Below are 13,841 nucleotides of genomic sequence, written 5' to 3'. Positions count from 1 at the left end.
AGGGCTAATACAAATGAAGGAGAGTATGTGAATGTCCGAACGTACTTTTAATTGGAGAAATAATGACATCCGCACACAAATCGATGTAGTCGACTCAAAAATAGTTCCAACACTCCTTTTAACGAATGGACTCGTGCTTAACCCGTTTTTGAAGCAATGGGTGAAGGCAAATATTTGGATACATGATGATCGAATTGTTTATGTCGGAGCAGAGCTTCCTCAAAATAAATCAGCTAAACGTGTGATTGATTGTGAAGGGAAATACATTGTGCCTGGGTATATAGAGCCTCACGCGCACCCGTTCCATATTTATAATCCCCAATCACTTGCAGAATATGTGTCTCAATTTGGCACAACAACAATGGTCAGCGATAACTTATTTCTTCTTTTGCAAAGCAATGAAAAGAAAGCGCTTTCCACTCTATGTGAATTAAAAAAGCAGCCATTTCAGTATTTCTGGTGGTCCAGATACGATCTTCAAACGGAAGTCAGATATGAAGATGAGATGCTGCCAGTCAACTACCGGAAGGAATGGATTGATCATCCTGACGTCCTTCAAGGCGGCGAATTAACAAGCTGGCCAAGATTGATGGACGGTGATGATCTCATTTTATATTGCATGCAAGAAACGAAGAAGCAGAGAAAACGAATTGAAGGGCATTTCCCCGGAGCTTCTGAGAAAACGCTAACAAAAATGAAGCTGTTTGGCGCGGACAGTGATCATGAAGCGATGAATGCGGACGATGTGTTAAAAAGATTGTCCCTTGGCTATCATGTTTCATTGCGGCATTCTTCCATCCGCCCAGATTTAGTGAATATTTTAAGAGAATTGCATGAGCGTGATTTTAGACACTATGACCACTTTTTCTATACAACAGATGGTGCTGCTCCTCACTTTTATGAGGAAGGCATGATTAACCGCTTGATTTCGATTGCCCTTGAAGAAGGCGTGCCGATCATTGATGCGTATAATATGGCGACATTTAACATTGCAAAATACCATCAAATTGATGACTTATTAGGCGTTGTCGGTCCTGGACGGCTGGCTTCTTTGAATATTTTAGATGATCCAATGAACCCAAATCCTGAAACGGTCATATCTAAAGGGGTTATCCTCAAATTAGATGGCGAGAACCAGCATCAATTCCAAGAAACAAAATGGGAAAATGGCGGGCTTCTTCCATTAGATTTGGGGTATGACCTGACGATGAGTGATTTGCAATTCTCTATGCCACTGGGTGTGAAGATGAGAAATGCCGTCATCATGGAGCCTTATACAGTGGAAATTGATAACTCAATCAACCAGCTGTCATGTGACCATGATCAAAGCTTCTTTAGCCTAATTGACCGAAAAGGCGAGTGGCGTGTGAATACGATGCTAAAAGGATTCGCAAACAAAGTGCAAGGCTTTGTCAGCTCATTTTCGCTCACGGGTGACATTTTAGTGATCGGGAAAAATAAAGAGGATATGATGCTGGCACATAAGCGGATGAAAGAAATTGGCGGGGGAATCGTCCTCACAGAGAACGGGAAAATTTTGCATGAAATCCCGCTGCAATTATCAGGCTGTGCATCGGCTGAACCATTTGAGACTGTTCTTCAGCAGGAACAAACATTACGCGAGCTGCTCATTGAGCGCGGCTATCCATTTGACTGCCCAATTGATACACTTGTCTTTTTCCAAAGTACACATTTGCCATATATTCGAGTGACGCCAAGAGGAATATTTGATGTCATGAAAAAAACTGTACTCTTTCCGTCTATAATGCGTTAAAATATAACAGAGTGGAGCTGTATCATCTTTGCCGCATTTCTGACTGCTGTTATAGGGCAGAAGTGAGCTATGGTTCTCTTCACTGCCATGTAAGTGATCATGATCTTATGTGGAGCTGTTGACAAAGCAGAGGGCTTTGACATGACGAATGAAGTACTCTAATTGTAAAATGATTCTGTCGGTTACGCTGACCGGCCAACATATTTTGAATGATCGAGCAAGGCGGGGCGCATATTTGTGGGTCTCGCTGAGCTTTCCGCAAAGTCTATATATTAGGGCAGAAGACCTAACCAAGCAGAAGTCATCTTTATACAGGAAGCAAACAAGTTTGTCAGATTGTCATACAAGGAAAATGACAGAACTTGTCGAATTTGTTTACGATAAAGAAGCTTCGGCTTACGAAAGAACCTGACGGCATTTTCAGCGTAGAACCAAACCTGTCATGATCTGTTCAAAGCTCATTGCTGAGGTTTTAAAAAAATTAGTCAGGAAAGATACCGCTTTCTTAGAAGAAGATCGTGCAAAGCGGTGTGGCAATAGTAAAGGAGAAGATGTATTAAGATGCAAATTGATAAATTAAGGGGCAAAAGTTTAGATCAGTTATTCAACTCCATCTTATCCCTTAAAGACCTGGAAGAATGTTATCGATTCTTTGATGATTTGTGTACCATCAATGAAATCCAATCTTTATCACAGCGTCTTGAAGTAGCACGTATGCTTCGCGAGGGAAACACGTATCATAAAATTGAGACGGAAACAGGTGCAAGCACTGCAACCATCTCACGTGTCAAACGCTGCTTAAACTACGGCAACGATGCCTATACGATGGCACTTGACCGCGTAGCCGAACAGCAGGAAAATAACGAAACAAAATAAAGCAGCTTTCACTGTAAACAATCCTTTTCACGAAAAATGGACTTGTTTGCAGTTTTTTTATGAAAAGCGGGCAGGGACTGATAAATGGTCCCTGTTTTTTTAATTTAGCTCGTCCATAAACCATCTTTCTCATTCATAGGAGATGTCATCTTCGTTTGAGATGATTTTCTTAAACTCTACTGTTTGCTAACTTTATACGAAAATGTTAATAAAAAAAGGTGCGTTTCCGCACCTTTTCAAGCTAGACAGATGGCTGTGTGCCTGAGAACATCGGCACTTCGCTTGTCTCGCCATTCTCTTGTCTAAAAATAATATGTTTCTCATTAAAATGAATAGGCGATTCTATTCCCGCAGCTGCGGATAAGTTAAACAAACCTTCTCTAAGAGACAGGATATAATTGCACACTCGGTATTTTTTTTCTTCAATTGATAAACCCTTTTGCAGCTTTGGATCAGTCGTGGCGACCCCGACTGGGCATTTATTCGTGTGGCAGACTTGGGCGCGAATGCATCCGACTGAAAACATGAGACCTCTAGCAATATTCACAAAGTCAGCTCCCATTGAAAGGGCAATCGCAATTTTATCAGGCGAAAGAAGCTTGCCAGAAGCAAAGAGCTTCACCTGATCTCTGACACCGTATTCTTTCAAAATTTGATGAACCATAGGGAGTGCCGTGAAAATTGGCAGCCCTGCGGAATCCGCCAATTCATGAAAGGACGCCCCTGTACCGCCTTCTCCGCCATCAACTGTAATGAAATCAGGGTGTTTCCCGCTTTTTTTCATATAGCTGGCAAGCTCTTCAATATTTTCTTTATGCCCGACAACAAGTTTGATTCCAACTGGCTTTCCGCCTATACTCCGCAGCTCCTCAATGAAATCAAACATGTCAGGAATGGAGTGGAACATCTCAAAGCGGTTTGGGCTGTCAATGGATTGGTGAGGCGGTAATTTACGGATATTCGCAATTTCTTCCGTTACTTTTTCGCCGTCAATATGACCGCCGCGTGTTTTTGCTCCTTGTGCCAGCTTGAGTTCAAAGGCTTTGACTTCCTCATGCTCGCTTTTTTTCTTGAATTCTTCAAAGGAAAATGCGCCATCCTCTGTTCTAACGCCAAATAAACCGGGCCCAATCTGACAAATGATATCTGCGCCGCCTTTGAGGTGATAAGGAGAAAGCCCGCCTTCACCTGTGTTCATCCACGTACCGCCGGCCATTTTTAATCCTGAGGATAAAGCTGTAATAGCCCTGTCGCCTAAGGAGCCGTAGCTCATAGCGGATTGACCGATCAGTCCTTTCACATGGAAAGGCTTTTGACATGTGTGTTCGCCAATGACTTGTACATCCTCTTGATGGAGAAAATAAGGATTTGCTTCGACTTCTTTGAAATGTTCACTTCTTCGCAGTAAATTGTCTTGATCAATTTGATACACTTTCGTTTTGATTTTTTCAGATTGATCGATTCGTAGTTCATCTCGCTGCTTTGGAAACAGGACGTTTCGAATGTAATAGCCTGGCTTGTCAAAATCACGTTTTGATCCAAAGCCCATCGTCCGGCTTTTGTACTTTCCTGACATGACCGCCTGCTCGTATTCTCTTCTTGAGAAGGGCAGCTCCTCTCGGTCATTCAGAAACAGATATTGGCGAAGCTCAGGTCCTATTTTTTCAAAGATAAACCGCAGCTTTCCAATGACCGGATAATTTCGTAGAACTGAATGTTCTTCTTGTTTTTCATCCCTCATCCAAATCCAGATCAATAGAATGATTGGGATGATCAAAAAAATGATTAGCAATGTGCCGATGATCATTAAGGTTGTGGTCATGAAGATCCCCTCTTTTCTCTTTCATTGCTGTTGTTATTCCACTTTTCATAAAAAGAGAAACCACATCAACATATTGTGACGTTTAGAAATGAAAAGGCGGGGTAACTTACAAATAAGATCATAAGGGGAGGGAACATACATGAATAAGCGTCCAAATGCGTATGTACTTGCAGGATTAGGGGTTGGAGGAGCTGTGTTATTAGCCGTAAAAAATAAACAGCATCTGAAAAAATGGGCAAGCATGTTCCGGTCAGATGAAAAGGTTCCTGAAAAAGCCGGCCACCCAGATCCATTAGATATCCAAGACAACAAGATGGTCGACGAAGGGGCCATGACATCCGTCCATTATTTTAATGAAGCGAGACAATAGTTTGAAAAAAACCGTTTTGAAAGATCAAAACGGTTCAGATTGTTGACAAAGGGCTAAAAGGGTTTTCTTTTAGCCCTTTGTCTTCTATTCAGCGTGATAGAAAACCTTTGAAGTCTAGGAAGGGCGAGCACCGGAGCGGAGCGAATTTAGCATTCGTGAGCATCGGAGCGCAGACCTGACAAAGAATGCGAGGGTTTGTCTACACGCTGAATCGTTTTGAAAGATCAAAACGGTTTTTTTCTTGTGGTGTTATAGCGAAAAGGATCGACAATGGTAAAACCGATCAGCCTTTTTTGATCAGGTGTCGAGAATTGGAATTCAACGCCTGACAGATGATAGGTTGAGAGAACTTCCTGATCCGTCAAACGTAAAGAAAGATGATCCTCATAAACCGGAGCGTTCCGCAGCACTTCGGATTCTTCTGCAAATAACTCCAATCCAGCCACTCGGTCCTCTTTATCGATATCTACATTGATACATTCATTGACATCTAATTCAATGGTTTCTTTGATTTTCAAACGCTCCGATTGCGGGGTGATATAGATGTATCCGATATCTATACTTTGTTCATAAGTAATTGTTCTTTTCAAAAGAGTCACCTCTGTTCAATAGATCTTTTTTATATCTATAGTAAAATATTCCTTTATTGTATAATAGCATGTGACAAAGTGCCAAAATATCAACCTCTTTCAGCTCCTCTCCAAGTCGATTTTTTCATCTATTCTCCAGCCATTTTATCTAAAGTCACAATCGCTCATTTTCAAAAGAATGAAACTTTTAGCTGAAGGAGGTTACCCATTTTTTGCGGCCTTTGATTTTGTTATAATATTTAAATGGAATGAAACGAATGGAGGAACGTTTTTCATGTATGATGTTACCGAGTGGAAGCATGTCTTTAAACTCGATCCAAATAAAGAAATTTCCGATGAACAGCTAGAAGCGATTTGCGAATCTGGGACGGATGCCATATTGATTGGCGGAAGTGATCATGTGACAGAGGACAACGTGCTTCAATTGATGTCAAAGGTCCGCCGCTTTCTAGTGCCATGTGTGCTCGAAATCTCCACACATGAGATGATTGTGCCGGGCTTTGATCTGTATTTCATCCCGACTGTCTTAAACAGTACTCACCCTGACTGGATTGTCGGGCTTCATAAGGACGCGATGAAGGAATTCGGTGATTTGATGTCAATGGAAGAGATTGTGCCTGAAGGTTATGTCATCTTAAATGAAGATTGTAAAGCGGCCAAGCTCACAGAGGCAAATACAGCGCTGGATATCGATGACGTCAGAGCATATGCAAGAGTGGCAGAGCATTTGATGAAGCTGCCCATTTTTTATCTGGAATACAGCGGAACGCTTGGAGACATAGAGCTTGTCAAAGAAACAAAAGCAGTGCTTGATGAAACAGTTCTTTTTTATGGCGGCGGCATCGAGAACGCTAAGCAGGCAAAAGACTTCTCGCAGCATGCAGACGTCGTGGTTGTAGGAAACGTCATTTATGACAATTTCAAAGAAGCATTAAAGACAGTGGATGCAGTCAAAAAGTCATCATAGTCAAATAAGACGAAACGGGTTAAAATAGAACATAAGTTCGAATTGGCGGTGAATGGAATGAATGAAATATCGAATCATCTATTAGAAGGGCTGAATGACGCACAGAAAGAAGCAGTCAAAGCAACAGACGGTCCTTTATTGTTGATGGCAGGAGCAGGAAGCGGGAAGACACGGGTGCTCACACATCGAATTGCCTACTTAATGGCAGAAAAACATGTAGCTCCGTGGAACATTTTAGCGATTACATTTACAAATAAAGCAGCACGTGAAATGCGTGAACGTGTCCAGGCTATTTTAGGACCTGGCGCGGATGACATCTGGATCTCTACGTTCCACAGCATGTGTGTCCGTATTTTAAGACGCGATATTGACCGCATTGGTGTGAATCGCAACTTCTCTATTTTAGACACATCTGACCAGCTTTCAGTCATTAAAAACATTTTAAAAGAACGGAATATCGATCCTAAAAAGTTCGATCCACGCAGCATTTTAGGATCGATCAGCAGTGCAAAAAACGAACTCATTGACGCAGAGGAATACGCCAAAACAGCCGGTGATTTCTATGATCAAGTTGTCAGCGATGTCTATACAGATTATCAAAAGCGTTTACTCAAAAACCAATCACTCGACTTTGATGATTTAATTATGATGACGATTCGTCTGTTTGAGCGCATCCCTGAAGTGTTAGAGCACTATCAGCGGAAATTCCAATACATTCATGTGGATGAGTATCAAGATACGAACAGAGCGCAGTACATGCTTGTGAAACTGCTCGCGCAGCGTTTTCAAAATATATGTGTTGTCGGTGACTCGGATCAGTCTATTTATCGCTGGCGCGGAGCGGATATTACAAACATTCTCTCCTTTGAAAAAGATTATCCATCCAGTGAAGTGATTCTGCTTGAGCAAAATTACAGATCGACGAAACGCATTTTGCATGCTGCAAATACGGTGATTCAAAACAATGCAAACCGAAAGCCAAAAAATCTTTGGACAGAAAATGATGAAGGCGCGAAGATAGCCTATTACCGTGCAGATAATGAATTCGGTGAGGGACAATTTGTCGCAGGAAAGATTCGTCAGCTTCATCAAAGCGGAAAGCGTAAATTATCCGATTTTGCGATCCTTTACCGAACAAATGCCCAGTCTCGTGTCATAGAGGAAACGTTAATGAAGGCCAACATTCAATACAACATTGTCGGCGGCACGAAGTTCTATGACAGAAAAGAAATCAAGGACATCTTGGCATACTTACGCCTAGTGGCAAACCCAGATGACGATATTAGTTTTGCACGAATTGTCAACGTACCAAAGCGCGGAATCGGTGCGACATCTGTTGATAAAATTGCAGCATATGCGGAGATGAATGATCTGTCTATGTTTGAAGCACTTGGTCAGGTGGATTTCATTGGACTGAGTGCACGAGTAGCCAATGCGCTTGATGAGTTCAAACAGCTCATTGATCAAATGACGAACATGCAGGATTATTTATCTGTCACAGAATTAACAGAAGAAATTTTAGAGAAAACAGGCTATCGTGAAGCGCTTAAGCTTGAAAAAACGATTGAAGCACAAAGCCGCTTAGAAAATATTGACGAGTTTTTATCCGTCACGAAGAACTTTGAAGAACAAAATGAAGACAAGTCACTTGTGACCTTCCTGACAGATCTTGCCCTCGTCGCAGATATTGATAAGCTGGATGAAAATGAAGAAGAAGATCAGGATGCTGTCATCTTAATGACACTTCACGCCGCAAAAGGTTTGGAATTCCCTGTTGTTTTCTTAATGGGAATGGAGGAGGGTGTCTTCCCGCACAGCCGTTCATTAATGGAAGATGCAGAGATGGAAGAAGAGCGCCGCCTCGCTTATGTAGGCATCACACGGGCTGAAGAAGAGCTTTATTTATCAAGTGCGAAAATGAGAACACTTTTCGGCCGGACGAACATGAACCTTGAATCAAGATTTATTCGAGAAATACCAGCCGATTTATTGGACAACCTAAATGAGAAAAAAGAAACAAAAACACCGTTTGGCCAAACAAGAGAAAGACCGCAAAGACGGGGACCTGTCTCACGTCCGCAAACACAAACCATTCAAAACACAGGCGGTGGCAGTATTGGCTGGGCTGTGGGCGATAAAGCGGCCCATAAAAAATGGGGCGTTGGTACGGTTGTGAGTGTGAAAGGCAGCGGAGACAGCACAGAGCTTGATATTGCGTTCCCAAGCCCTACAGGCATTAAGCGTCTTCTCGCAGCATTTGCACCAATCGAGAAGCAATAAACTGATAGGACTGACAAAACGGATGAATTGAAAGGAAGAAGCAGATGGATAAAGAAGCAGCGAAACGCCGGATCGAGGAACTGCACCAGATTTTGAATCAATACAACTACGAATATCATACACTTGATCGTCCAAGTGTTCCTGACGCTGAATATGATGCGCGGATGCGTGAGCTGATCTCTTTGGAGGAAGAGCACCCTGACTTAAAAGCAGCGGATTCTCCTTCACAAAGAGTGGGCGGTGCTGTTTTAGACGCCTTTCAAAAAGTGCGTCACGGCACACCAATGCTCAGCCTTGGGAATGCGTTTAATGAACAGGACCTTCTTGATTTTGACCGCCGGGTTCGTCAAGCAGTCGGTGACGATATCGCATACAATGTCGAGCTGAAAATTGATGGACTCGCTGTTTCTCTCCGTTATGAAAATGGCGTGTTTGTCCGAGGAGCGACGCGCGGCGATGGAACAACGGGTGAGGATATTACTGAAAATCTCAAAACGATTCGTTCCATCCCGCTTAAAATCAAACGCCCTCTGTCGATTGAAGTGAGAGGCGAGGCATTTATGCCAAAACCTTCTTTTGAAGCATTAAATGAAAAAAGAATACAAAACGAAGAAGAGCCGTTTGCAAACCCGCGTAATGCGGCTGCAGGTTCACTTCGTCAGCTTGATACGAAAATTGCAGCGAAACGAAACCTTGATATATTCGTCTACAGTATAGCGGAGCTTGATGAAATTGGTGTTGAAACGCAAAGTGCAGGACTTGATTTTCTCGACGAACTTGGCTTTAAAACAAACAAAGAAAGAAGGATGTGCCAAACGATCGAAGAAGTCATCGACCTCATTGAAACATTAAAAATAAAGCGTGCCGATTTTTCATATGAAATCGATGGAATCGTTATTAAAGTCGATTCACTCGCTCAGCAGGAAGAACTCGGCTTCACGGCAAAAAGCCCGCGCTGGGCGGTTGCGTATAAGTTTCCGGCTGAAGAGGTCGTAACGAAGCTGCTTGATATTGAACTAAGTGTCGGACGTACAGGCGTGATTACACCAACAGCGATTCTTGAGCCTGTCAAAGTAGCAGGGACGACAGTCCAGCGTGCATCTCTTCATAATGAAGATTTGATCAAAGAAAAGGATATTCGCTTGTTCGATCAAGTGATTGTGAAAAAAGCCGGGGATATTATTCCTGAAGTCGCAGGTGTCCTTGTTGATCAGCGTACAGGCGAAGAAAAACCGTTTCACATGCCAACTGAATGTCCAGAGTGTCATAGTGAGCTGGTGCGAATCGAAGGCGAAGTGGCCTTGCGATGCATCAATCCTGAATGTCCTGCCCAAATACGTGAGGGACTCATTCACTTCGTTTCCCGTAATGCAATGAATATTGATGGACTTGGCGAGCGGGTCATTACACAGCTCTTCAAGGAACAGCTCGTTTCTCGTGTGTCCGACCTTTATCGATTAACGAAAGAAGAGCTCATTCAGCTTGAACGAATGGGCGAAAAATCTGTCGACAATTTACTGCGTTCAATTGAACAATCGAAAGAAAACTCTCTTGAGCGTTTACTATTTGGACTCGGTATTCGATTTATTGGTTCAAAAGCGGCAAAGACCTTGGCGATGCATTTCGAAAACATCGATCAATTAAAGCAAGCGACGAAAGAACAATTACTTGAAGTCGACGAAATTGGTGAAAAAATGGCTGATGCCGTCGTCACGTATTTTGAGAAAGAAGAAATACTCGATCTGCTGAACGAACTAAAAGAGCTCGGAGTCAATATGACCTACACAGGGCCAAAGCCGGTAAAAGCAGAAGAAAGTGATTCCTACTTTGCAGGAAAAACCATTGTGCTGACAGGAAAATTAGAAGAAATGGCTCGAAACGATGCAAAAGCAGCGATCGAAGCATTAGGCGGAAAGCTGGCAGGCAGTGTGAGTAAAAAAACAGATCTAGTCATTGCCGGAGAAGCAGCGGGAAGTAAGCTGACAAAGGCAGAAGAACTCAATATTGAAATTTGGGACGAAGCTAAAATGCTCGAGGAGCTAAAGAAATAAGAGGAGTGTTTTCTATTGAAAAAGTTGTTATTGCTGCTGACAATGCTCACACTGGTATTGTCAGCGTGTGCACCTTTTGGGGGAAAGGAAGAGGAAGAGGTCACACAAAAAACGGATGAAACGAAGGAAACAAAGGAAACAGCCATCATCCCGATGTACAATATCTCAGACTCCTATTACAAAATGGTGCTGCCGTTTAAACAAGGAGCTGCTAGAGGTCTAACAGCGGAGCGTCTCAATACACGCTTGGACATTGATGAATTTGAAACAGGACTCATGCGCCTTGCAACAGAGTCATTTAATACAAACGACTATCTATTCCAAGAAGGACAGCATTTAGATGAGGACACCGTTCTCAGCTGGCTGGCGCGCAAAAAAACAGGCAGTGATCTGAAAAAGGCAGAAAAAGAAGATAAAGACTTTAAGAATCTAGGCTTAAATCCTGCTCTTCCAAACTCAGGTTCAACAAAGTCTAAAAATGAAAATAGTCCAATTTACTTAGCTTCAATGCTAGAGCATAATTACTTAATTCGAAAAGACAAAAACAGCTTACAGCTTGGCGGAGTTGTCATTGGTCTTGCGCTGAACTCGGTTTATTATTACCGTGAAAAGATCGGTGACCCGCAACAAGAGGTGACCATCGATTCATCGAAAAATTCAAAGAAACTTTTGGCAGAGGGTGAAAAAATCGCTGAACAAGTGATCAAGCGAATTCGTCAAATGGACGGACTGCAAAAAGTGCCTGTCATGATTGCCCTTTATAAGCAAGCACCAAAATCATCTATCGTTCCAGGTAACTTTATCGCCAAAACAGATGTGAAAGCAGGCTCCGCTGATATCGGAAATTGGGATACGATCAAAGAGGAGAATGTATTCTTCCCTTCAGATAGTGCGAAAAGCAGCTACAAAGATGATTCAGAGCGATTTGACCGCTTCAAGACAAAGGTAGAAGATTACTTCCCGAATTACACTGGTGTTGTAGGAAAAGGCTTTTACAAAAACGGCAACCTGCAAAAAATGAAAATCGAAATTCCAATGCAGTTCTATGGAAAAACGGAAGTCGTAGCCTTCACACAATATTTAACCGGTGAAGTCATGGATTACTACAAGAGTACCAATATCGAAATCAACATCACATCTTCTGATCAACAAGAAGCCCTGATCACGAAAAATGCTGAGGACAAAGAACCGACTGTTCATATATATGACTAAATAAGAGGGATTTCCAAACTCTTGTCAAAATATTAGTAGAAACCAAGAAGAAAGGCAGGTATGTTGATGCTCGTATAATGCTGATTACCGTCAAGAACATTTAAAAAGACGATAAAAGGAGAATCAGCATGCATAAAGAAGTAAAAGCACGATACGATGAACAGAAAGTCTTAAAGAAAGCGGCTCACTTGTATGACTTTCAGCTTGACCAAGTGACATTTCTAGCCGATGCAGAAAATTATGTGTATGAATATAAGGCAATGAATGGGGAGAATTATATATTAAAAATCACCCATACCATTCGTCGCTCACCCACATATATTTTAGGAGAAATGGACTGGCTTCGATTCCTGTCTCATCATGGTATTTCCGTAGCAAAGCCGATTTCATCAGCAAGAGGAAAAGACGTTGAAACCATTCCTGATCAAGCCGGAGGCGCATTTTTACTCCGTGTGTATGAAAAAGCACCGGGGAGAAAAGTGAATGAAGGAGATTGGAATGGGAAGCTGTTTGAAGCGTTAGGGTCCTATACAGGACGAATGCATCAAATAACAAAACAATATCAAGTACAAGATCCTCTCTATAAGCGTCAAGAGTGGTATGAAGAGGAGCAATTAAAGCTTGATCAATATATTCCATCTGATCAAACGGTTGTGCTTCGAAGAAAAGATGAACTGATGCAAAAGCTTCACCAGCTCCGAATTTCGAAGGACGTGTATGGGCTGGTGCATGCCGATTTGCATCACGGGAACTTTCATTATCATCAAGGAGAGATTATCGCATTCGATTTTGATGATATTGGATATCACTGGTTTATCAATGATATTAGTATTTTGCTATACAATGTTCTTTGGTATCCAGTGATTCCATATGATGATAAAGCTGAATTTACGGCAGAATTTATGAGTCATTTTCTAAAAGGCTATCGACAGGAGAATGAGCTTGATGACGCGTGGCTGGCAACAATCCCTGATTTTCTCATGCTGCGTCATATGCTTATTTATGGGCTTTTACATCAAGCATTTGATCTCCAAACATTGACTTCTGACGAAAAAGCTATGCTGTCATGTTTTCGAAAGGAAATTGAGCAAAAAACACCCATTACTCCTTTTGACTTTCAACAGCTGGCACGATAAAAGAAACCCCTTGCTGTGTTAAACAGCAAGGGGTTTTTTTATGACTACACCGTATCACACTTCACGCCAACGACGCCTTCTAGATCTTTAATATCAAAGTACACATCGGTTGTATAGCGGTCTTTATGCACACGTACGCGTACTTCCATGATCGGATAGTCTTTTTCTTTTAAATCATCAATTCGTACAGAATGAATGCGAATATTGAGGGCTTTCATTTCTTTTAAAATATCGGTCATGCGGTTTCGGTCAGAAAGAGACATTCTGATGCGGATTTCTTTTTCCTGCAGGCGAATCGGTCCGATCCGCTGGAAGAGCCATGGCAGGAATTCGACACTAATTAGAATAAAGAAAAGACTGAGGAAGGCTTCTTTATAAAATCCTGCACCGGTTGCAACCCCAAGTCCTGCTGCTCCCCAGATCATCGCAGAAGTCGTGAGACCTGAGATGACATCATTGCTTTTTCGAAGAATCACACCTGCTCCAATAAAACCAACACCAGATATAATTTGCGCCGGTAACCTGAGTGGGTCCATTTGAAGCTTAGAGACTCGAGGGAAATTGTAGGCTGCATCAATGCTGATGATGGTTAAGACGCAGGAGCTGACAGCAATGACAATACACGTTTTTAAGCCGAGGGGCTTTTTCTTCAGCTCTCGTTCAAGCCCGATAATCAGCCCGATTAAAGTGGCCACGGCTAATTTTAAGACTGTATCCCATTCAATTGTCCAAAACATGCGTATCGCTCCTTTCACTTCATGTA

At 42.2% G+C, this 13,841-nt stretch carries 11 protein-coding genes; 8 read left to right on the top strand and 3 right to left on the bottom strand.

Annotation, left to right across the window (positions count from 1 at the left end; all coding sequences use genetic code 11):
• Window positions 1-31: 31 nt before the first annotated feature.
• Both OIT90_RS17975 and OIT90_RS17970 read left to right on the top strand, forming a co-directional pair.
• Window positions 32-1,774 carry an adenine deaminase C-terminal domain-containing protein gene (locus OIT90_RS17975; protein ID WP_099662993.1) on the top strand — a complete coding sequence of 581 codons (1,743 nt, stop codon included), beginning with the start codon at window positions 32-34 and terminating at the stop codon, window positions 1,772-1,774.
• A gap of 561 nt (window positions 1,775-2,335) precedes the next feature.
• Window positions 2,336-2,650 carry a YerC/YecD family TrpR-related protein gene (locus OIT90_RS17970; RefSeq protein ID WP_024424524.1) on the top strand — a complete coding sequence of 105 codons (315 nt, stop codon included), beginning with the start codon at window positions 2,336-2,338 and terminating at the stop codon, window positions 2,648-2,650.
• 241 nt (window positions 2,651-2,891) lie between these two features.
• On the opposite strand, the gene OIT90_RS17965 is transcribed toward OIT90_RS17970, so the two are convergent.
• A complete protein-coding gene (locus OIT90_RS17965; RefSeq protein WP_041087101.1) occupies window positions 2,892-4,472 on the bottom strand; it encodes an FMN-binding glutamate synthase family protein in 1,581 nt (526 codons plus the stop codon).
• A gap of 139 nt (window positions 4,473-4,611) precedes the next feature.
• Between OIT90_RS17965 and OIT90_RS17960 the strand changes: the two genes are divergently transcribed.
• Window positions 4,612-4,842, top strand: a complete 231-nt coding sequence (locus tag OIT90_RS17960) for a hypothetical protein (protein ID WP_039176971.1) — start codon at window positions 4,612-4,614, stop codon at window positions 4,840-4,842.
• Between the two features lie 224 nt (window positions 4,843-5,066).
• Here the strand turns inward: OIT90_RS17960 and OIT90_RS17955 are convergent, their stop codons facing one another.
• Window positions 5,067-5,432: a DUF2283 domain-containing protein gene (locus OIT90_RS17955; protein WP_474892800.1), complete on the bottom strand. Its 366-nt coding sequence runs from the start codon at window positions 5,430-5,432 to the stop codon at window positions 5,067-5,069.
• 274 nt (window positions 5,433-5,706) lie between these two features.
• On the opposite strand from OIT90_RS17955, the gene pcrB reads away from it, so the two are divergent.
• From pcrB to OIT90_RS17930, 5 genes are all read left to right on the top strand, one after another.
• A complete protein-coding gene (pcrB, locus tag OIT90_RS17950) occupies window positions 5,707-6,399 on the top strand; it encodes a heptaprenylglyceryl phosphate synthase (RefSeq protein ID WP_039176977.1) in 693 nt (230 codons plus the stop codon).
• A gap of 57 nt (window positions 6,400-6,456) precedes the next feature.
• Window positions 6,457-8,679, top strand: coding sequence for a DNA helicase PcrA (gene pcrA / locus OIT90_RS17945; protein WP_474892799.1), 2,223 nt, complete (start codon window positions 6,457-6,459; stop codon window positions 8,677-8,679).
• A 44-nt stretch (window positions 8,680-8,723) separates the two neighbouring features.
• Window positions 8,724-10,730, top strand: a complete 2,007-nt coding sequence (ligA, locus tag OIT90_RS17940; protein ID WP_039176982.1) for an NAD-dependent DNA ligase LigA — start codon at window positions 8,724-8,726, stop codon at window positions 10,728-10,730.
• A 15-nt stretch (window positions 10,731-10,745) separates the two neighbouring features.
• Window positions 10,746-11,942, top strand: a complete 1,197-nt coding sequence (locus OIT90_RS17935) for a CamS family sex pheromone protein (protein ID WP_039176984.1) — start codon at window positions 10,746-10,748, stop codon at window positions 11,940-11,942.
• A 128-nt stretch (window positions 11,943-12,070) separates the two neighbouring features.
• Entirely contained in the window at window positions 12,071-13,078 is a 1,008-nt protein-coding gene (locus OIT90_RS17930; RefSeq protein ID WP_474892798.1) for a phosphotransferase enzyme family protein, read from the top strand.
• Between the two features lie 44 nt (window positions 13,079-13,122).
• Here OIT90_RS17930 and OIT90_RS17925 read toward each other — a convergent pair whose 3' ends face one another.
• The gene (locus OIT90_RS17925) at window positions 13,123-13,815 is read right to left on the bottom strand and encodes an MgtC/SapB family protein (RefSeq protein ID WP_024424547.1); all 693 of its coding nucleotides are present in this window, start codon (window positions 13,813-13,815) and stop codon (window positions 13,123-13,125) included.
• Window positions 13,816-13,841: the final 26 nt, after the last annotated feature.

The sequence above is a fragment of the Bacillus sp. ABR genome (assembly GCF_056172715.1).
This window is presented reverse-complemented; position numbering and strand designations above follow the sequence as displayed.